The organism is Ensifer sp. CCNWLY38 (assembly GCF_037120565.1).
Taxonomy (GTDB): domain Bacteria; phylum Pseudomonadota; class Alphaproteobacteria; order Rhizobiales; family Rhizobiaceae; genus Ensifer; species Ensifer adhaerens_H.
Genome location: NZ_JBBBBO010000010.1, coordinates 251,461 through 269,770, shown reverse-complemented (window position 1 = coordinate 269,770; position 18,310 = coordinate 251,461). Strand labels below are relative to the sequence as shown.

The window sequence follows — 18,310 nt, the reverse complement described above, 5'->3', positions numbered from 1 at the left end:
AAAGATCGCGACGCGGTTTGGCGCCGGGAATGCCGCTCATAAAAACGGCCGGTTCCGAGGGGCGCGGAACCGGCCGAGGCTCGGTCTGGACGGGGATGTTTATGACCGGAGCCCTGTAATGGTGGAGGCTGCTGCGAAAGGCGCGCCCGCCTCCCATGTCTTCTGTGCTTACTGCGTCCGTACGCTGCCGACGGCGACGGTGCGGCCGTCCTGGAGCTTGACCCAGCGACCGGAGTGTTCGGTCGATTGGCGTTTGAGGTAGGTGTATTCGGTGTCCGACCACAGCAGCACCTTGTTGCGCATGTTGTCGAGAATGAAGTCGCCCCGGTCGGTGCGCACGGTGAGAACGGCATGGCCGTCACCGTTCGGCTGCAGAACGACTGTGATCAAGAGGTCCGATGGAGAGAAACCGTTCTCGATCAGCTTGCGGCGCTTCAAGAGGACATAGTCTTCACAGTCGCCAACCGTGTCCGGATAGGACCACTTCTCCTCGACACCATGAATTTCCATGTCGGTCATCGGGGTGACCGCCTGATTGACGTCGTAGTTGACCTCGAGAATCTTCTGCCAGCCTTCGCGCGTCAGCATCATTGGGCCTCGGTCCTTGCCGTTGGAGGTGCACTCCGACGGATAGATCTTGCAGAACTCGTAGTGACCGATCGGCGGGTTGGTTGCACCGGTGACGACCATGTTGGCCGGAAGCGCCAGCGCCGTTTCGATCAGGCCGCCGGTGAAAAGGACCGCAACCGCGATCATCTTGGTGATTGTCTTGAGCATGATTGTCTCCCCGTTGTGGTTCGACAATGGCACAGACGTTTTTATCGCTCGCGAACTTGCGAACTAAAAACAAGTACAAATGAAAGTCGTATAAGAATAAAATAAGAATAGAATTTGATTTTTATTTAAATCGAATTTGAGTCAAATTTTATCGATTTCCCGACGGAGCGATCTTCCGTTCATGTTTGCTTGACGATCTAAGTGATTGTAATCAATGGACCTATGTCGATCCGCAGAGCGACAGGAGCAGTGGCTGCCGGAAAACCGCGGTCGCGATGCGTGGCGCCAGGGGCGGATGACGTCGATCTTGTTGCTGCTTTTCGACTTCAAATATGCGTCGCGCCTTGAATTTGTTCGGAAAAATATTTGTAGCGGTCAGAAGTCGAGTTTGGATCGAGATGTTCCGAAATGAGGCAGTCGCCGTCGACGAGGCGATGCCGGTCGCCCAGCCCGCGCGGACAGCTTCGTCGCGGGGCAGGTCTACTGTGAAAGCCGAGGTTGGTTTCGTGCCGCAGGATCGGGCCAGCGATTGGCTGGTCTGTCGTTGCGCATGTCGGGGCGGCCGGCAATCACGCGCAAGAAGTGGCGCGGCGCCTCAGGAGGCTGGTGCGCGATCGGGGTGACAAGGCAACGTTCTTGATCGGGGCAGGCCAGCGAGGGTCGCGCGTACACGCCCTTAGAGGAATTCCGTCAGTGCTTCGCGCGACTGTACGCCCGAGAACTCGATGGCGCAGCCTTCCTGGAAATGGCGAACGATCTTGCCCTTCATGTTGCCGAGCAAGACCGGTGTGCCGATCGGCGGGCGGTTCTCGATATCGACGGCCGCGCCGGAGAGCGAGAGGTCGATGATGCGGCAAGGGAATTTTTCGCCGGTGTCCAGCGTCAGCTCGGTTGACGTCTTGCGCGGCGCAAGGCGGTCATGGCGCCGATCCTCGGGCAGACCGAGTTCGTGTTTGTTGGCGATCCAGGTAAGCTGCGCAGCCAACTTCTCGCGCTTGCGTTCGGTGGCGTTGAGCTGAATCACGAAGGCATCGTCGGCGATGCGCGACACGGTGCCTTCAAGGCGGCCGACATGGTCGATATAGGCGATGATGCGCTCACCCGCCCGCGGCCGTGCCGGGGAGGAAAGCAGCACGTCACCCGGCGACATGTCGACGGCGGTGCAATCATATTCGTCGCGATTGGCCAGCATCAGCCGTCCAGCAAGGTTCACGGAAACGCGCTGGAACGCACCTTCGTGATGCGGCTTCGGAGCGGTATTCTGAGCGTGCTGGAATGAGAACATTGTGACTCTGCATGGCGTATTTTGGCAGGCAGAGTTTAGAACGTTCGGGTTAATAGAATGTTCGTCCTGCGGTTGGTCCCGGTGGCCAACTCGGGACACAGGCGGCGATCATTCGCGTCGTCCGCCCTCCAGAATGCGAAGATGTCCGACACGACGGGACTCTCCCAAAAGCCCTTCGCCAGCGCGGGATTCTGCACGCGGGGAGACATGTTCCACCGCCGGCTCTTCGCGAAACACGGCTGTGCGGTCGGGGTCGAGGATTTTCATGCCGGTGACGTCGAGGCCTTCCACCGATGTCGCATGCAACCAGTACGGGCGGGAAAGTGGCGAGAGCGCGCCAAGGATTCGGTCGCTTGCACCCTCGGTTGAGGCGAGCGGCAACAGCAGCATTTCGACCTCGACCTCGCGCGCATCGGCCGTGCGCCCCTTGGCGGACAGCATCACCGGCACCCGGTGCGTCATCACCTGGCCGGCGATGCGCTGGGTCTTGGCCGCCTGCGAGTTCAGCCACAGCATGCCGAACTGTCGCCCGCGCAGTTCAAGACCGAAGAGTGCGCAGACATGGGTCCCGGCCAGACGAAACGAGATGCCGGCGTTGCGATCACGCTCGAGAATGAACAGGTTGGGCAACAGTGCGCGAATGTCCCCCGGCTCGAGTTCGTCCCGACAGGGGAGGTCGCGCTTGCCGCGAATTGTGTTCCAGTATCGGAAAAGCTCCGTCGTCGTCTTGCTGCGCATCTTGCGTTCATTCCACTTCTGCGGCCCGCTTGTGCCGGTCTGGCACATGTTTGGCCGATCAATTGCAGTCTTGAGATCAATGGAGCGAAAAGCATGCCAGCTCGAAATTAAGGTTAACGAATGGTTTCGATTGCGCTGGAGCACTGCGACTGGCACTGAAAGACATGACTTCACGAAGCGTTGGCTTCGGCACTTGAACTGGAGCTCGGATCTGAGCTTGGCGACCGTTCAGTTTTTACTGGACGGTCTTTTTTTGTTTGCTTATGGCTGGTCGCCCCAGTCCGGTCGGAATTCGGCGATGTCATGCCATCGCCTCGATCGAATGCGATCGAACGGACCAATCGATGGAGAAAGCAGCAACCATGGAACGAGATCAGACGGCAACGCCACCGGAGACGGACCGGGACAGCGCCGCCAATCCGTCACGTGAGCCTGCTTTCAATCTGCCGGCCGGGCTTACCGGCATTCTGCTGTTTCTGATCGCCATTCATGCCTTGCGCACCTATGTTCTGCCGCCTGCGATCGATCAGGAGATCATCTTCAACTTCGCCTTTCTGCCGGCGCGCTACGATCACCCCCTGGCCGAGCAGGGGCTCGCCTGGCTCTGGAGTCCCATCACTTATTCGTTCCTGCATGGCAGCTGGGAGCACCTGATCTTCAATATCTTCTGGATGGTCGCTTTCGGTGCGCCGGTCGTGCGCCGCATCGGCATGGGACGGCTGGCGGTATTCTGGTGTCTTTCGGCTGCGGCCGCAGTTGCGCTGCACACGGCATTTCACTGGGGCGAGATGATCGTGGTCGTCGGTGCCTCCGGCGTCGTTTCCGGTTTCATGGGCGCGGCGGCGCGTTTCGTCTTTTCGCCAAGCGGGCGGATCAGCCGGCAATTTGCCCATCTCAACCGGCGGCTGCCCGTCAGTGAGGCGCTGGCAAATCGCTCTGTCGTGATTTTCGCCGGGATCTGGTTCCTCACCAACTTTCTGATCGGGCTCGGCATGTTCACGCCTGGGGGTGCGGGTAGCATCGCCTGGGAAGCGCATATCGGTGGGTTCCTCTTCGGCTTCCTTCTCTTCGGCCTTTTCGACCCCCGCGACTGACGACGTCGAAAGATCGGCGGACGGCGCTTGTGAGCGCTTGATTTCCCCGGAGCGCTGGCGCACCATTTGTTACGGTCGCCGATTGTCGAAAGGCTAGGCGGCCCGTGAAGGCCGGGTACAGAAAGCCCGTCCGCGTCTGAGGAGCACGCGGGCAGGCGATCATAAGCGGCCAGGGTACAGGTTCCATCGCCCGACCGTACCGCACGAGAGACGGCTGGACCTTGCCCTGCCGACCCGGAGTTGTCGCAACGGGAGATGTGCGCATGTCAGTAAAAGCAATACTCGATGAAAAGGGTCGCAACGTCGTAACGGTCGGCCCGCAGATGACAGTCCAACAGGCTGCCATTCTCTTGCGTGACAATCATATCGGTGCGGTCATCATCGTCGATGCGGATGATCAGATCGCAGGCATCCTCACCGAGCGCGACATCGTCGCAGCGATCGCCAAGCAGGGAGCGACCTGTCTCGAAAGGTCGGTCGCGGCCGTCATGTGGCAGAATGTCTACTGCTGCACCGAGGAAATGTCCGTCCAGTCCCTGATGGAAATGATGAGCAAGCTCAGGGCCCGCCACCTGCCTGTCGAAAAAAATGGCCAGCTCGCCGGCATTGTTTCGATCGGCGACGTGATCAAACACCACATCCGTGCGATCGAGCACGAGACCGAGCAGATCAAGGCCTATATCGCCGGCTAAATGGGAAGGCGGCCTGCGCCGCCCCCTATCCACCTCAGGTACTTTGCCCTGTTCGTGCCCACTGCATGTCTCCTTAAATCGACCTCGATTTAAGGAGACATGCAGAAAATCAAAGTGCTACAGCGACCTTTGCGCGTCTGATAAGGCGCGCGGCGCTGTAGCGATCGGGCGACAAGGCCTTATGGCGCGACGCGGCCTGATTGCGGTTCGCGACGCATTCCCCGAAATGAGACCCCGCGCGCAATCGCTGCGCGGATAGCCCGCAAAAGATCGATGGAAGATCGCTCGTCAGCGCACGAGGGCGTCCTGCATCCGGCGGATCTCCAGGAGCTTGGCCTTGGCTTCGTGGTAGCCTCGGTCGATCGCCTCACCTGCACGGTGAAACTCCGATAGGCCGATATCGTTAAGCTTGGGGTGCAAGGCTAGGTCCGGAGGGTCGCCGGCAAGACGAGCACGGGAAATACGATCCTGGATGATATTGAAGGCTTGAACCATCACGCCGGTCATGCCGAGGCGGGAGTGAAGGGTCGCTTCCTTTTCCTGCGCCGGGGCATCCGGCGTTTCCATGCCGGCGCTGTGTTTGACGACAGCTGAGCGGCCATAGAGGTCGTAGTTGAGGTTCACGGCGACGACGAGTTGCTGTTCGTGAGCGCGGCAGACAGAGACCGGGACGGGGTTGACGAGCGCGCCGTCGATGAGCGTGCGTCCGTTCGCTTTGATCGGCTCGAAGATGCCCGGCAAGGCGTAGGAAGCGCGGATCGCGGTGATGAGCGATCCTTTTTCGAGCCAAACCTCGTGCCCACTATGCACTTCGGTCGCAACGGCAATGAATGGCCTGTCGAGGCCTTCGATGCTGAGACCCCGCAGATGCTCCTGCATGCGCTTGGTCAGCCTCAGTCCGCCAAAGAGACCGCCGCCGCCAATAGCGAAATCGAGCAGTCCCGCGATCCGCCGGACGGTGAGGGAGCGTGCGAAGGTCTCGAGTTCGTCGAGCTTGCCGGCAAGATAGCAACCGCCGACGAGCGCTCCGATCGAGGTGCCCGCAATCATGCCGACTTCGATGCCTTCTTCGTCGAGGGCACGCAGCACGCCGATATGGGCCCAGCCGCGCGCGGCGCCGCCCCCAAGGGCAATTGCGATCTTCGGTCTCTGCGGAGGTGTCGCAGGTTCTGGTGGTGTAGTTGAAATCGATGTGCCGTCCGGGCCGGACAGATCTGCAATCTGGTTGCTACGCGTAAAAGTCCAATTCAACATCCGGCACCTCCAACACCGCCGAATACTCCGCAGCGCGACACGTCGATGAGAATGCGCGAAGGTCGCTGTGGCAATTCATCATTGACTTAACTTCCCAGGATCGGGCTCGATCCTGGAGAGAGGCAAATTGCTGCGCGCGTCTTGGTGAGGCTCCGCCAAGCCGGCGCAGGTGCCGGCCTCGTCCTGTCCATCGCTGAAAGACTGGCACCGTTCTTAGGTATATCATCGATCCCGTCGCCGATTGCGGCAGGATCGATAAACATTGGATACAGTTTGCAATACAGCTGGGAACGTTGCCGTTCCCTCGTAGCGCCGCATCCTTGCTATAGGATTAGGCGCTCGCTTGGTTTCCAAAAGATAAATATAGCATGTGCCCGCACCAAAAAGATGCGCGGTGCTTAATTTTTATCATAGATCTCTGCGGGGTCGAAGTGCCTGTGGTCGTCGGTGATTTCGACCGTGGCCTTGCCGTCTTCGGCGCTGACCGTGCGGTAGAAGCAGGACCGGCGGCCGGTATGGCAGGTGGCGTCGTGACCGGCGACGGACACTTTCAACCAGATCGCATCCTGGTCGCAATCGGTGCGGATCTCCTTGACCGTCTGCAGGTTGCCGGAGCTTTCACCCTTCTTCCAGAGGCTCTTGCGCGAACGGCTGTAATAGTGCGCGACACCCGTCTCGATCGTCAAAGCCAGGGCCTCGGCGTTCATGTGGGCGACCATCAGGAGCTCACCGTCCCGCGCATCCGTGACGACAGCGGTGATCAACCCCTTTTCATCGAAGCGCGGGGTGAAGGCCGGACCGGTTTCCAGTTCAGCCTTGTTGGAGGAGGGAGCGTCGAAGGTGAGCGTCATGGAAAGGCTCCGTCTGTCGGAGCCTTACTTGAAGCCCCTGAGCATCGTCATGAACCGGGCCTGTTCAGCCGGCTCTGTCTGGAACGTACCCGTAAATGTGGTGGTGAGCGTTGTCGAGCCTTGCTTCTGCACGCCACGCATCGCCATGCACATATGTTCGGCTTCGATCATTACCGCGACGCCGCGCGGGGCAAGCGACTCGTCGATCGCCTTGGCGATCTGCGCCGTCATCGATTCCTGCGTCTGCAGCCGGCGGCCATAGATATCGACCACGCGGGCGATCTTGGAAAGGCCGAGCACGCGGCCATTGGGCAGATAGGCGACATGCGCCTTGCCGATGATCGGCACCATATGATGTTCGCAATGCGAATAGAACGGGATGTCCTTGACGAGCACCATGTCGTCGTAGCCGGCAACCTCTTCGAAGGTCCGGCCGAGCACGTCTTCGGCGGCAAGATCATAGCCGCTGAAAAGTTCGCGATAGGACTTGGCGACGCGCGCCGGCGTGTCCAGCAGCCCTTCGCGTTCCGGGTCTTCACCGGCCCAGCGCAGGAGAACGCGCACGGCTTCCTCGGCTTCCTTCTGGGTCGGCCGGCCGCTCGCATCGTCGAGCACGGGAAAATTCTTCACTATGGCGTCCACAATGGCCTCTTTTAGCAATACGGGATTGCTTGACGTTTTATCTTTCGGACAACTCGCCACTGGCCATTCGCCTAACCCTGCAGGCTTGGGTTCCGTTGGCGGGCTCCGGGGCTTTCCGGTCCTGGCGTAGCAGTGCACTGGACCTTCCGGCACGGTTTCCCAAACAACAGGCGACATTGTTCCTCTTGCGGAACTGTCGCCCCAACACGACATAGCATATAGTATGGTGCCACAGAGATGAAAGAGGCGGAGCGTGTCGCGTCGTGCTTTTTTCCTGCCTACCGGAGAAAATCATGCGTCGATCACTCAAAACCGCGAAAAATCAGCCGGATCGCGTCAAATGATGGATGACATCTACAACAGCCGAATTCTCGAATTTGCCGGCAATATTCCGCGCATCGGAACAATTGTCGACGCCGACGCGGACGCGACCGCGCACTCGAAGCTCTGTGGTTCGAAAGTGCATATCTGGCTGAAGATGGACGGCGACGTGGTCACCGATTTTGCCCATGACGTGAAGGCCTGCGCGCTTGGCCAAGCCTCGTCCTCGATCATGGCGCGCCGTGTCGTCGGCGCCGGCGCGGAAGAAATCCGACAGGCGCGCGCGGACATGCTTGCCATGTTGAAGGCGGACGGCGAGGGCCCGTCCGGGCGCTTCGAGGATATGCGCTTCCTGCGTCCGGTGAAGGATTACAAGGCGCGTCACGCGTCGACGATGCTGACCTTTGATGCCGTCGTCGATGCCATCGAGCAGATCGAGGCCAAGCGACTGCTGGCGGCGGTCTGACATGTGCGGCGAACCGAATTGTCGGCATACGCCGGATGACGGTGCGAAGCCGGCAGTGCGTGGCCGAAACTGGGATGGTCCGTTTCGCAAGACGCCGGGGCGGCTGATCGGGATGGCGCTGATCCGCGTCTATCAGCTCACGCTTTCGAGCTTCATCGGCAATTCGTGCCGGCACCTGCCGACCTGTTCGGAATACGGCTATGAGGCAATCGCCCGCCATGGCTTCTGGGCAGGAGGTTGGATGACGCTGTTTCGCGTGGCGCGCTGCGGTCCGGGCGGGACGCACGGCTTTGATCCGGTGCCGGAGCAGCTTGAGGCTCGCCTAACCTGGTACGCGCCGTGGCGCTACTGGCGGCCACGGCCGAAGGCTGGATGACCACCATGACCATGCCGATGGAATACCGTCAGGCCTCCGCGGATTTCGAGCGTTTCATCGTCGATGCGCGCGACCTTGCCGGGCTGCAGACGACGAACCAGGCCTACACAATGGTGCAGGCCGTGCTGCAGACATTTCGCCGGCGGCTGGAACTGGAGGATGCCATCCTGTTCGCAGATGTCTTGCCGCCGGTGCTACGCGCGATCTTCGTGGCCGAATGGGACCTCGAAGAACCGAGGGTCCTGTTTTCGGGCCGCATCGCCATGACCCGCGAGGTGCAGTCGCTGCGGCTGGATCACAATATTTCCCCCGATAGCGCCATCGCCGACGTGGCTGGCGCCTTGCGTCGCAACCTCGATGAGGCGAAGCTCGACCGGGTTCTTGCCCGGCTTCCGGCAGGCGCTGCCGATTTCTGGCGAGCCTGAAGGGAGGGTGGATGAACAGCTACGTTGCCTTGCTTTACAGCATTGTTCTTGGTGCCGGGCGACGTGTCGTGATGGCCGACCTCAGAGAGATGGCCGAAGGCCTCGGCTATCGCTCGCCGCGAACGCTGGTTGCGACCGGCAATCTTGTGTTCGAGACCGGACAAACGTCCATCGGTGACTTAGAATTGCCGCTTGAGAAGGCCTTCTCCGAGACATTCGGTCGGCATGTCGACATCATTGTTCGTTCCGGTGCCGGCTGGCTGAAGCTTGCGGCATCCAATCCATTTCGCGACGAGGGCGAAGAGGATGCCACGCGCGTGCATGTCCGCGTTATGCGCGACCCGCTCACCGAAGCCACGCTCGAAGGACTTCGGCGTTACTGCGCCGCTGGCGAACGTCTGGCAATTGTCGATGGCGATCTCTGGGTGCATTTCCCCGGCAAGGCCAGCGAATCGAAACTGCTGGGTGCAATGACGACCAAGCGTTTGGGCATCGGGACGTTTCGCAACTGGAACACCGTGAAGGGGCTCGCCGAGATGCTGCGCGGCTAGGCTCTGTCGCAGCCTTCAACCTTTACTCACTTTCGAAAACCCTTTATCAGGCTACGGCGTGTTTTCCTGGGCTGTCTCGGTTTAGGGGCAAAACATGCAGCAATCCAAAGCACTACAGCGACCTATGCGCATCTGACGGATGCGACGCTGTATCGTCAATTCACCGGTCGTTTCCGGTCAACCATACCACCCGCATTCGTTGGCGGGACTGGATAGGAGATCATCATGTCGAATCCTGTTTCCCTTACATTTCCAGATGGCTCGGTGCGCGAATATCCCTTCGGCACGACCGGCCGCGACGTGGCAGAATCGATTTCGAAGTCGCTCGCCAAGAAGGCGGTAGCGATTGCGCTCGACGACGAGCTGCGCGACCTGTCCGATCCCGTGACCAATGGCCGGCTCGAGATCGTCGTGCGCGACGACAAGCGTTCGCTTGAGCTTATCCGCCACGATGCCGCACACGTGATGGCCGAGGCCGTGCAGGAACTGTGGCCGGGAACGCAGGTGACCATCGGCCCGGTCATCGACAACGGCTTCTATTACGACTTCGCCAAGAACGAGCCGTTCACGCCCGACGACCTGCCGCTGATCGAAAAGCGGATGAAGGAGATCATTGCCCGCAACAAGCCTTTCACCAAGGAAGTCTGGTCGCGTGAAAAGGCCCGCCAGGTCTTTGCCGACAAGGGCGAGGCCTACAAGGTCGAGCTCGTCGATGCGATCCCGGAGGGCCAGGATCTCAAGATCTATTACCAGGGCGACTGGTTCGACCTTTGCCGCGGCCCGCACCTGGCCTCGACCGGCCAGATTGGCACCGCCTTCAAGCTGATGAAAGTGGCCGGCGCCTATTGGCGTGGCGACAGCAACAACGCGATGCTGACCCGCATCTACGGCACGGCCTGGCACACCCAGGAAGAGCTCGACCAGTACCTGCACGTGCTCGCCGAAGCCGAAAAGCGCGACCATCGCCGCCTGGGCCGCGAAATGGACCTGTTCCATTTCCAGGAGGAAGGCCCCGGCGTCGTCTTCTGGCACGGCAAGGGCTGGCGCATGTTCCAGACGCTGGTCGCCTATATGCGCCGGCGGCTCGCCAACACCTATCAGGAAGTCAATGCGCCGCAGGTGCTCGACAAGTCGCTTTGGGAAACCTCGGGCCACTGGGGCTGGTACCGCGACAACATGTTCAAGGTGACCGTTGCCGGCGACGAGACCGACGACGAGCGCATCTTCGCGCTGAAGCCGATGAACTGCCCCGGCCATATCCAGATCTTCAAGCACGGCCTGAAGTCCTATCGCGAGCTGCCGGTGCGTCTCGCCGAATTCGGCAACGTTCATCGCTACGAGCCTTCGGGCGCTCTGCACGGCCTGATGCGCGTGCGCGGCTTCACCCAGGACGACGCGCACGTCTTCTGCACCGACGAGCAGATGGCGGAAGAATGCCTGCGCATCAACGACCTGATCCTCTCGGTCTACGAGGATTTCGGTTTCAAGGAAGTGGTGGTCAAGCTCTCCACCCGTCCTGACAAGCGCGTCGGTTCCGACGAACTCTGGGATCGCGCTGAAAGCGTGATGATGGACGTGTTGAAGACCATCGAAGCGCAGTCGGAAGGCCGCATCAAGACCGGCATCCTGCCAGGCGAGGGCGCCTTCTACGGTCCGAAGTTCGAGTATACCCTGAAGGACGCGATCGGCCGCGAGTGGCAGTGCGGCACGACGCAGGTCGACTTCAACCTGCCGGAGCGTTTTGGTGCCTTCTACATCGACAAGGAATCGGAAAAGCGCCAGCCGGTCATGATCCATCGCGCCATCTGCGGTTCGATGGAGCGCTTCCTCGGCATTCTGATCGAGAACTTCGCCGGCCACATGCCGCTGTGGGTTTCGCCGCTGCAGGTGGTGGTCGCGACGATCACCTCGGAAGCCGACGACTACGGTCGCGAGGTTGCCGAACTCCTGCGTGACGCCGGCCTCACCGTCGAGACCGACTTCCGCAACGAGAAGATCAACTACAAAGTCCGCGAACATTCGGTAACGAAGGTTCCGGTCATCGTCGTCTGCGGCAAGCGCGAAGCTGAGGAGCGTTCGGTCAACATCCGTCGTCTTGGCTCCCAGGCCCAGACCGCAATGTCGCTCGACGAGGCAATCGCGTCGCTCGCCTTCGAGGCCACGGCACCGGACCTCAAGCGCAAGGCAGAAAAGAAAGCCCGGGGTTGATACCCCGGGCACTTGCTTTGTCAGCAAACTGTCATATTAGCGGAATATCCGGATAAGATCGTATCCATCGGAGATTTCCGTGCAGTTCAAAGAGCTGTCCTACGCCAATGAAAACGACCGGCGCCTGAAGCGCTGGTTCATTCGCTCCATAGAAGGCCTGTCGGGCCGCAACCGCTACGCAAAGCTTTACACGCGCTGGCGGTCCGACATTGTCGGCAAGAGCGATCGGGTCTTCGGTGAAATGCTGCAGCTGATCGATGTGAAGCTGCGAACCGAGGGTGAGTGGCCGCCGCGGCACTTGCCCGATACGCCGATCGTCATCATCGCCAATCATCCCTTCGGCATTGGCGACGGCATCGCTGTGCTGGCGCTCGCGGAACAGCTCGGCCGGCCTTTCCGCGTGCTCATCAACAATGAACTGCTGAAGGTGCCAGAAATGGCGCCTTATTCCTTGCCGGTGTCGTTCGAGGAGACGAAGGAAGCGCTCGCCGTCAATATGGCGACCCGCCATGAAGCGCTGCGCCTGTTGAAGGAAGGCGTGACGATCGTCATCTTCCCTGCCGGCGGCGTTGCGACCGCGCCGAAAGGCTTTGGCCGTGCCGAGGACCTGCCCTGGAAGATCTTTCCGGCGAAGCTGATCCAAGCTGCGCGGGCGAGCGTGATCCCGATCTATTTCGAGGGACAGAACGGTCCCATCTTCCATCTGGCGAGCAAGATTTCGCTGACATTGAGATTGTCGCTGCTGATCCGCGAGTTCCGCCGTCTGTCCGGCACGACGATCGCAGCGCGCATCGGCCGTGTGCTGACGCCCGAGGACCTCGGTGCCTGTGGCGATCGCAAGGACTTGCTGGCCCGCATCTATGAAGCGGTCTTCTCCATGGCGCCGCCGCGCCGGCGGTTCATGAGACGGGTGGGCTGACGTAGCGTCAGTTGGTTGAAGCTGGAAGAAGATCCTAGTCCGCTGCGTCGGAAATCGCGCCCGGGCTCGCATCGTTGCCGCCGCTGCTGAGCAACACTTCCACATCCGTGTTGACGCCGGCCTTTACGGTGAAGTCGCGTTCGTAGATCTTGTCCTTGTAGCGTGCGACGGCGGAGTAGCTGCCTTCGAGCAGAACCAGCGTCGGGAAGGCGCCGTTTTCTTCGTCAACCGTGTCGCCCGCGGAAGTCAGGATCGTCCATGCGGTATTGGCAATCGCTTCGCCGCCGGGCTCAGAGACGAGCTTGAGCGTCAGCTTGGCGGCGCGATGCTGGATGGTCGCTTCCGTCAGCTTGCCGGCTTCGACCTGGATGTCGGCGGCCGTCGAGGCGTTGGTGGCACCGTAGCTCGAGGTTACGTGATAGGTTCCGGCGCCGAGCCGGATCACCGTGTTCGCCTTCACGTCAGACATGATGAGCGCCCGTTCGCCATCGCTCTTGGTATCGGCGGAATAGACGGAGAAGCTGAGTTCGGCCGGTGGTATGCGCACATCGCTGCCGGAAACGGCGTTCAGCTTGATGCCGCCCGCATCCAGGACCAGAACCTGCTTTTCGAGCGTGCCGTCCTGGGGAACGCGGATCTTGCGTGTCGCGGAGGCACGTCCGAACGAAACGTTGACGAAATAATCGCCCGGCACGACGTTGAACGCCGTCGATCCACCTTCCGACGTTGCAAGAAGCGGCAGCTTACCGTCGCTTCCGGGGATCGGGCTGAACACGCGCCAGGTCAGGCCGGCCTCGACGGGGGCGCCTTTCTCGGTGAGCAGCGCCTCGAGCTTGACATCCTTCAAGGTACCGCCGGCGATCGGATCCGTCGTCATCGGGCTGAAGCCCGTAAGCTTCGGCATTTTGCGCGGGCCGGCGATCGAAGGAAAGCTCTCGAAGGCCTGGGTCGCATCCTCGGCAAGCGCGCTTCCTGCAGCAGCGCCGGCGACAAGGATCGCGAGCCCGGTTCTGAGGAAAATACGAGAGCATGCACGCATGAGAGCAGTTGACTTCCTGACTGAGTGACTCCACTTGGGACGCCGATATGGCATTTTCGTGGCTGCCGATGCTGCGGCAAATTAGTGGAATTCATCCGACATGAAAACCGAAATTAAGCTTGTTGATTATCTCGCGTCCCGTCGCTCGATCCCCGCATTCCAGATGGGCGAACCCGGCCCCAGCAAGGCCGAGGTCGAGGAGATGCTGAAGCTCGCCTCTCGCGTCCCGGACCACGGCAAGCTCGCACCCTGGCGCTTCATCGTCTATCGCGGCGAGGAGAGGGCGCGCATCAGTGCCGAGTTGAGGGCGATGGCACTCGCAGCGAAGCCCGACCTCTCGGAAGAAATGATCAAGGTCGAGGAAACGCGGCTGACGCGGGCTCCGGTCGTGGTCGCCGTGGTCAGCACGGCTGCGCCGCACTTCAAGATTCCGGAATGGGAGCAACAGATGTCTGCCGGCGCCGTGTGCCTCAACCTGCTGATGGCAGCGAACGCACTTGGCTACGCCTCCAACTGGCTGACCGAATGGTTTGCCTTCGACGAGCGCGCCTATCCCTTGCTGGGCGTCAAGCCGGGTGAGAAGCTAGCCGGCTTCATTCACATCGGCACTGCGATGGTGCCGCCGACGGAGCGGCCGAGGCCCGAACTTGAAGAGATCGTCACCTGGGTCGGCGAGGGCGCCTGATGTTCTACGATACGGCCTCGAACCGTCACGGCTTGCCGCATGACCCCTTCAAGGCCATCGTCTCGCCGCGGCCGATCGGTTGGATCGGCACACGTGGGCGCGACGGTTCGCATAACCTCGCGCCCTATTCTTTCTTCAATGCCATCAGTGATCGGCCGAAGCTCGTGATGTTCTCGTCAAGCGGCTACAAGGATTCGGTCCGCAACATCGAAGCAACCGGTGAGTTCACGGCGAGCTTCGCCAGCCGCAGTCTTGCCGAGGCCGTGAATAAGACGTCAATTCCCGCGCCGCACAGCGAGAGTGAATTCGAGATCGCCGGGCTCACGCCAGTCAACGGCACTCTGGTGAAGGCGCCGTTCGTCGGTGAGGCTTTTGCTGCGCTCGAGTGCCGGATGACGGAGATGTTTCAACCGAAGGGCCTGGATGGCGCAGTGTCCGACAACTATGTCGTCATCGGTCAGGTCGTCGGCATTCATATCCGCGAGGAAGCAATCCGTGACGGCCGCTTCGACATGGCGACGGTCAAGCCGCTCGCCCGTCTCGGTTACATGGACTATTGCGACGGCGGCGATGTCTTCCAGATGATCCGCCCGACACGTTGATATCAGCGACTTTGCGCGCCTGATAGGTCACGCGTTGCTTACGATGGTTGCCTGTTCGATCGCGTTGCAAATGACCGAGGCAAAGCCGTTGTCTCGGCTCAGCGAGTGCGCCCACCGTGTCGCGGTTTCGTCGGGGGTGGCAGGCAGTATTTCGTAGGCGGGCACACCAGCTTCGTACGCCCTCAGGACCACATATGCTCGTCCAGCAAGGATCGGCGCTGCGACGCGCTGATGGGGAGCGCTGGTCGGTTCCAGACAGCCAAGGGACTTGGCCAACGCAGCACCGTCGAAGATCAGCGCTTCCAGGCGGGGCGACGAACCTATCAGCGGATGGGGCGATAACAGGGCCTCCGGCGCGCAGCCGTATTCCGCATAGATCCGGATTCGGTTGGGCGCGATGCCGTTGGTGGCTTCCGCAACCCGCAACATCACGTCGAGCCGTTGTATGTCGGCGCGACCGCGGCAGCCGGAAAGCACGACACCGTCGGCGCCGCTGTCGAGCAGCCGGTTCAATGCCTCTTCGTCCAGCCGCTCCAGCGGTTCGACGCGCGCAAGAAGGGCGAAGCTGCGCCCTGCCAAACGCGCCATGCTGCGCACTAATTCTGTGTCGCAACCGATATCCATGATGACACCGGTGAGCGCATTGAGCGCAGTGACGTCCATGGCCGGCACCGTACCATTAACGATCAGCAGCGGCTTCATGGTTTGCAAGCGGTTAACAGACATGGTGAACCAATCTTAAACCTTTGCCCGCTAGGGTTTGAACATCGGTGGCATTGGCGTGGTCTAGTGGGGCGTAGGTGATCATACAAGCATTTCTTCGCTGGGTGGAAACGGCGAGAACGGGTGAACGCACCCGCGCCGCCAGTGCGCTCGGTCGGGCCTATGTCGACGCGCAGATGAATGGCCTCGATCGCCGCGCCGCTGAGATGGCGATGACATTCCTGCTCGACGATCCGTCGCCAAAGGTTCGGCGCGCGCTCGCCGATGCGCTTTGTGGCTGCTCGTCCGTTCCGCGCGGCATCATTCTCGGCCTTGCCGAAGACCAGCCGGAAATTGCCTATGTCGTCATATCCCGTTCGCCGGTATTGATGGATGAGGATCTGGTGGACCTTGCTGCCAGGGGAACGCTCGAAACGCGCGCTCTGATCGCGGCGCGCAGTTTCGTCTCCCGTGCCGTATCGGCCGCAATCGCTGAAATCGGCGGTGAGGAAGAAATTCTGATCCTCCTGGAAAACGCCGGCGCCAACCTATCGCGCCGATCGTTGAAACGCATTGCCGAGCGTCTTGGCTGCTTCGCAGCCGTGCGCGACCTGTTGCTTGCTCGGCCGGACCTGCCAAGCGATGCCCGCCACACGCTCGTTGAAGAGGTCGGTGCGGCACTGGCCGCCTTCGGCCTCGTGCAGATGGCAATCGGCGAAGCCCGGGTCCAGCGGATCACGCGGGAAGCTTGCGATATTGCTGCCGTCGGCATGGCCGGGACGCTGGCGGTGGAGGAGTTGCCGGGCCTCGTGGTGCATCTGCGTGATACCGGTCGATTAACCCCAGCCTTCCTGCTGCACGCGCTGGTGACCGGCCGTGCGGAGTTTTTCTCGGCCGCGATCGTCGATCTCTCCGGCGTTTGCGAGAAGCGCGTGCGCTCCATCCTGTCCGGCGGCCGCGTTCATTCGATCCGTGCTCTGTTCGAGAGCGCCGGCCTCGGCCACGATGTCAGCGAAACCTTTGCTGCGGCCGTGCTTCTCTGGCGCAAGGACACTTCAGCTGGAAACGACAGCACGGCTTCCGTCTCCACGGCGCTGCTCGCGCGGCTGCGGAATGAGCGCCCGTCATCGGTCAATACTGCGATGATCGACCTGCTCGAACGCCTGGCATTTGCCGAGGAACGGCAGTCGGCTCGCAATTATGCGGAACTTGCGGCGCGGCAGGCCGCCTGACTTCAGTTGCGGCGGATTGTATCCGCGACGTATCCACCCAATTTTGCTGGCGGCGCGATGATTGCGGGTTCGCCCTGCGTTTCCCGCGCATGCCGCCAAGCTGCCAAAGTTCATTCTGCCGAACTGGCTGGCAGGCTTGGCTGCTACGCGACTCCCACATTTCCAACGAGAAGGCGCGTCGCGTTCTGGGCTGGCAGCCGCGAACCGCAGAAGAGGCGGTCACGGCCAGCGCCGAAAGCCCGATCGGCACTGGTCTGGTATGAGCGTGCCCTAGTTGGTGAAGCGGCGAGCGACCCAGGAATAGCCGTCTTCGATGTAGTGCACCGGCTTCGTGACGATGGTCTTGAGCTTCTCACGGTCCGGCATGGCGCCCGACAGGAAAGCCAGCGTCCGTTTCGGCAAGGTTGGCTCCGGCTCCGGTTCCGTCACCTGCGGGGGCGGCGTCTGGCTCTGTTGGGAGCCGGCCGGCGGCGGGGTCAGGTCGGCGAGGGCCGGGCCGGTGCTTTCGCAAACGGCGACGACGACCGGATAGTTGGCGTTCGAAAACTTCGGCAGTCGCGCCTGCGAGTCCGTGTCGCATTGGGCGATCGATGGCCATGTGCCGTTGACCGTCGAGATGTACTGGCATTGGCTGACATCGTGGTCGCAGCCGAGAATGGTCATGACAATCAGCGCCGCTTGCATAGTGTTCCTGTCGGTCCCTGGAGGTTGTGATGCGATCAACCTATGTCTGTGCGATTCTCCCCGAAATAGGGCGGCGTTGCCGGTGACAGGGAACAAATTGTTTCAGCCCGTTAGCCGGATTGATAGGGCGGCACCGGGCGCGCCTGCGTCATTTGACGTATTGGCTGGCGGAACGGGTGGCACTAACGTCCGGCCGCAAACAGTAAAGATCGACAAGGACGAAACAATTGCGCGCTGTAACCATAGCCCTGGAGTCGCCACGCCAAGCGCAGGTCGTGCGTCTGCTGGAACTCTCCGACGCCTATGCCGCTTCGCTCTATCCCGCCGAAAGCAACCACATGGTCGACCTTTCGAGCCTGGAGCAGTCGGGGGTTTCCTTCTTTGTGGCGCGGCGTGACGACAACATCGTCGGTTGCTGCGCCCTCGTTGAAGCAGGCGACGGTACGGCCGAGATCAAGCGCATGTTCGTCGATCCGGAGGCGAGGGGGCTGAGGGTCGGCAAGCATTTGTTGCAGGCATTGGAAGCGCGCGCAGGTGAACTCGGTTACACGGCAGTTCGCCTCGAAACCGGCATCTATCAGCCCGAGGCGATCGGGCTTTACAAGGCAGCCGGCTATGTCGAGCGCCCGCCCTTTGGCGACTATCAGCCTGATCCGCTAAGCCTGTTCATGGAAAAGCCTGTTCGCCAGGCGGCATGATCTCGCCACGCCGAGTGGTGCCGTGAGCTGAAAATCAAAACGGCGGCGCGAGGGCCGCCGTTCTCAATC

General features: G+C 61.1%; 21 protein-coding genes. 12 read left to right on the top strand and 9 right to left on the bottom strand.

The window, feature by feature from the left end:
- Positions 1 to 168: 168 nt before the first annotated feature.
- From V7S54_RS22425 to V7S54_RS22415, 3 genes are all read right to left on the bottom strand, one after another.
- Positions 169 to 777 carry a transglutaminase-like cysteine peptidase gene (locus V7S54_RS22425; protein ID WP_058328550.1) on the bottom strand — a complete coding sequence of 203 codons (609 nt, stop codon included), beginning with the start codon at positions 775 to 777 and terminating at the stop codon, positions 169 to 171.
- A 676-nt stretch (positions 778 to 1,453) separates the two neighbouring features.
- Positions 1,454 to 2,062, bottom strand: a complete 609-nt coding sequence (locus V7S54_RS22420) for a PilZ domain-containing protein (protein WP_057255615.1) — start codon at positions 2,060 to 2,062, stop codon at positions 1,454 to 1,456.
- Between the two features lie 108 nt (positions 2,063 to 2,170).
- Positions 2,171 to 2,800 (bottom strand): PAS domain-containing protein, encoded by a 630-nt coding sequence (locus V7S54_RS22415; protein ID WP_065376193.1) that lies wholly within the window; start codon positions 2,798 to 2,800, stop codon positions 2,171 to 2,173.
- Positions 2,801 to 3,162: 362 nt separating this feature from the next.
- Between V7S54_RS22415 and V7S54_RS22410 the strand changes: the two genes are divergently transcribed.
- A complete protein-coding gene (locus V7S54_RS22410; protein ID WP_065376168.1) occupies positions 3,163 to 3,894 on the top strand; it encodes a rhomboid family intramembrane serine protease in 732 nt (243 codons plus the stop codon).
- Positions 3,895 to 4,157: 263 nt separating this feature from the next.
- Entirely contained in the window at positions 4,158 to 4,586 is a 429-nt protein-coding gene (locus V7S54_RS22405) for a CBS domain-containing protein (protein ID WP_065376167.1), read from the top strand.
- A 288-nt stretch (positions 4,587 to 4,874) separates the two neighbouring features.
- On the opposite strand, the gene V7S54_RS22400 is transcribed toward V7S54_RS22405, so the two are convergent.
- From V7S54_RS22400 to folE, 3 genes are all read right to left on the bottom strand, one after another.
- Positions 4,875 to 5,840 (bottom strand): patatin-like phospholipase family protein, encoded by a 966-nt coding sequence (locus tag V7S54_RS22400; RefSeq protein WP_065376166.1) that lies wholly within the window; start codon positions 5,838 to 5,840, stop codon positions 4,875 to 4,877.
- Positions 5,841 to 6,238: 398 nt separating this feature from the next.
- Positions 6,239 to 6,691 (bottom strand): phosphoribosyl-AMP cyclohydrolase, encoded by a 453-nt coding sequence (gene hisI / locus V7S54_RS22395; protein WP_065376165.1) that lies wholly within the window; start codon positions 6,689 to 6,691, stop codon positions 6,239 to 6,241.
- 24 nt (positions 6,692 to 6,715) lie between these two features.
- The gene (folE, locus tag V7S54_RS22390; protein WP_065376192.1) at positions 6,716 to 7,333 is read right to left on the bottom strand and encodes a GTP cyclohydrolase I FolE; all 618 of its coding nucleotides are present in this window, start codon (positions 7,331 to 7,333) and stop codon (positions 6,716 to 6,718) included.
- Between the two features lie 340 nt (positions 7,334 to 7,673).
- On the opposite strand from folE, the gene V7S54_RS22385 reads away from it, so the two are divergent.
- The 6 genes from V7S54_RS22385 (at position 7,674) to V7S54_RS22360 (ending at position 12,599) form a co-directional block, all read left to right on the top strand.
- Positions 7,674 to 8,120 (top strand): iron-sulfur cluster assembly scaffold protein, encoded by a 447-nt coding sequence (locus V7S54_RS22385; RefSeq protein ID WP_065376164.1) that lies wholly within the window; start codon positions 7,674 to 7,676, stop codon positions 8,118 to 8,120.
- 1 nt (position 8,121) lies between these two features.
- On the top strand, positions 8,122 to 8,496 hold the full coding sequence (gene yidD, locus V7S54_RS22380; protein ID WP_065376163.1) for a membrane protein insertion efficiency factor YidD: 375 nt from the start codon (positions 8,122 to 8,124) through the stop codon (positions 8,494 to 8,496).
- Entirely contained in the window at positions 8,493 to 8,921 is a 429-nt protein-coding gene (locus V7S54_RS22375; protein WP_065376162.1) for a DUF2267 domain-containing protein, read from the top strand. The genes yidD and V7S54_RS22375 overlap by 4 nt, the downstream gene beginning before the upstream one ends.
- Positions 8,922 to 8,932: 11 nt before the next feature.
- Positions 8,933 to 9,472, top strand: coding sequence for a DUF1697 domain-containing protein (locus V7S54_RS22370; RefSeq protein ID WP_065376161.1), 540 nt, complete (start codon positions 8,933 to 8,935; stop codon positions 9,470 to 9,472).
- 225 nt (positions 9,473 to 9,697) lie between these two features.
- Entirely contained in the window at positions 9,698 to 11,680 is a 1,983-nt protein-coding gene (gene thrS / locus V7S54_RS22365; RefSeq protein WP_065376160.1) for a threonine--tRNA ligase, read from the top strand.
- Between the two features lie 79 nt (positions 11,681 to 11,759).
- The gene (locus V7S54_RS22360) at positions 11,760 to 12,599 is read left to right on the top strand and encodes a lysophospholipid acyltransferase family protein (RefSeq protein WP_065376159.1); all 840 of its coding nucleotides are present in this window, start codon (positions 11,760 to 11,762) and stop codon (positions 12,597 to 12,599) included.
- 34 nt (positions 12,600 to 12,633) lie between these two features.
- Here the strand turns inward: V7S54_RS22360 and V7S54_RS22355 are convergent, their stop codons facing one another.
- On the bottom strand, positions 12,634 to 13,638 hold the full coding sequence (locus V7S54_RS22355) for a hypothetical protein (RefSeq protein ID WP_065376158.1): 1,005 nt from the start codon (positions 13,636 to 13,638) through the stop codon (positions 12,634 to 12,636).
- Between the two features lie 100 nt (positions 13,639 to 13,738).
- Between V7S54_RS22355 and V7S54_RS22350 the strand changes: the two genes are divergently transcribed.
- Both V7S54_RS22350 and V7S54_RS22345 read left to right on the top strand, forming a co-directional pair.
- Positions 13,739 to 14,323 carry a nitroreductase family protein gene (locus V7S54_RS22350; RefSeq protein WP_065376157.1) on the top strand — a complete coding sequence of 195 codons (585 nt, stop codon included), beginning with the start codon at positions 13,739 to 13,741 and terminating at the stop codon, positions 14,321 to 14,323.
- Positions 14,323 to 14,925, top strand: coding sequence for a flavin reductase family protein (locus V7S54_RS22345; RefSeq protein WP_065376156.1), 603 nt, complete (start codon positions 14,323 to 14,325; stop codon positions 14,923 to 14,925). The genes V7S54_RS22350 and V7S54_RS22345 overlap by 1 nt, the downstream gene beginning before the upstream one ends.
- 27 nt (positions 14,926 to 14,952) lie before the next feature.
- On the opposite strand, the gene V7S54_RS22340 is transcribed toward V7S54_RS22345, so the two are convergent.
- Positions 14,953 to 15,651 (bottom strand): hypothetical protein, encoded by a 699-nt coding sequence (locus V7S54_RS22340; protein ID WP_065376155.1) that lies wholly within the window; start codon positions 15,649 to 15,651, stop codon positions 14,953 to 14,955.
- Positions 15,652 to 15,725: 74 nt separating this feature from the next.
- Here V7S54_RS22340 and V7S54_RS22335 point away from each other — a divergent pair, with 74 nt between their 5' ends.
- Positions 15,726 to 16,859 carry a DUF2336 domain-containing protein gene (locus V7S54_RS22335; protein WP_065376154.1) on the top strand — a complete coding sequence of 378 codons (1,134 nt, stop codon included), beginning with the start codon at positions 15,726 to 15,728 and terminating at the stop codon, positions 16,857 to 16,859.
- 270 nt (positions 16,860 to 17,129) lie between these two features.
- On the opposite strand, the gene V7S54_RS22330 is transcribed toward V7S54_RS22335, so the two are convergent.
- Positions 17,130 to 17,543: a hypothetical protein gene (locus tag V7S54_RS22330; RefSeq protein ID WP_065376153.1), complete on the bottom strand. Its 414-nt coding sequence runs from the start codon at positions 17,541 to 17,543 to the stop codon at positions 17,130 to 17,132.
- Between the two features lie 227 nt (positions 17,544 to 17,770).
- On the opposite strand from V7S54_RS22330, the gene V7S54_RS22325 reads away from it, so the two are divergent.
- Positions 17,771 to 18,241 (top strand): GNAT family N-acetyltransferase, encoded by a 471-nt coding sequence (locus tag V7S54_RS22325; protein ID WP_065376152.1) that lies wholly within the window; start codon positions 17,771 to 17,773, stop codon positions 18,239 to 18,241.
- Positions 18,242 to 18,310 lie beyond the last annotated feature (69 nt).

Coding starts and splice junctions, on each gene's coding strand:
- V7S54_RS22375 (WP_065376162.1), top strand. CDS start 8,493: ATGACCACCATGACCATGCCGATGGAATACCGTCAGGCCTCCGCGGAT.
- V7S54_RS22340 (WP_065376155.1), bottom strand. CDS start 15,651: ATGTCTGTTAACCGCTTGCAAACCATGAAGCCGCTGCTGATCGTTAAT.
- V7S54_RS22400 (WP_065376166.1), bottom strand. CDS start 5,840: ATGTTGAATTGGACTTTTACGCGTAGCAACCAGATTGCAGATCTGTCC.
- V7S54_RS22355 (WP_065376158.1), bottom strand. CDS start 13,638: ATGCGTGCATGCTCTCGTATTTTCCTCAGAACCGGGCTCGCGATCCTT.
- V7S54_RS22410 (WP_065376168.1), top strand. CDS start 3,163: ATGGAACGAGATCAGACGGCAACGCCACCGGAGACGGACCGGGACAGC.
- V7S54_RS22385 (WP_065376164.1), top strand. CDS start 7,674: ATGATGGATGACATCTACAACAGCCGAATTCTCGAATTTGCCGGCAAT.
- V7S54_RS22370 (WP_065376161.1), top strand. CDS start 8,933: ATGAACAGCTACGTTGCCTTGCTTTACAGCATTGTTCTTGGTGCCGGG.
- V7S54_RS22350 (WP_065376157.1), top strand. CDS start 13,739: ATGAAAACCGAAATTAAGCTTGTTGATTATCTCGCGTCCCGTCGCTCG.
- thrS (WP_065376160.1), top strand. CDS start 9,698: ATGTCGAATCCTGTTTCCCTTACATTTCCAGATGGCTCGGTGCGCGAA.
- V7S54_RS22420 (WP_057255615.1), bottom strand. CDS start 2,062: ATGTTCTCATTCCAGCACGCTCAGAATACCGCTCCGAAGCCGCATCAC.
- V7S54_RS22330 (WP_065376153.1), bottom strand. CDS start 17,543: ATGCAAGCGGCGCTGATTGTCATGACCATTCTCGGCTGCGACCACGAT.
- V7S54_RS22425 (WP_058328550.1), bottom strand. CDS start 777: ATGCTCAAGACAATCACCAAGATGATCGCGGTTGCGGTCCTTTTCACC.
- yidD (WP_065376163.1), top strand. CDS start 8,122: ATGTGCGGCGAACCGAATTGTCGGCATACGCCGGATGACGGTGCGAAG.
- V7S54_RS22345 (WP_065376156.1), top strand. CDS start 14,323: ATGTTCTACGATACGGCCTCGAACCGTCACGGCTTGCCGCATGACCCC.
- V7S54_RS22415 (WP_065376193.1), bottom strand. CDS start 2,800: ATGCGCAGCAAGACGACGACGGAGCTTTTCCGATACTGGAACACAATT.
- V7S54_RS22405 (WP_065376167.1), top strand. CDS start 4,158: ATGTCAGTAAAAGCAATACTCGATGAAAAGGGTCGCAACGTCGTAACG.
- hisI (WP_065376165.1), bottom strand. CDS start 6,691: ATGACGCTCACCTTCGACGCTCCCTCCTCCAACAAGGCTGAACTGGAA.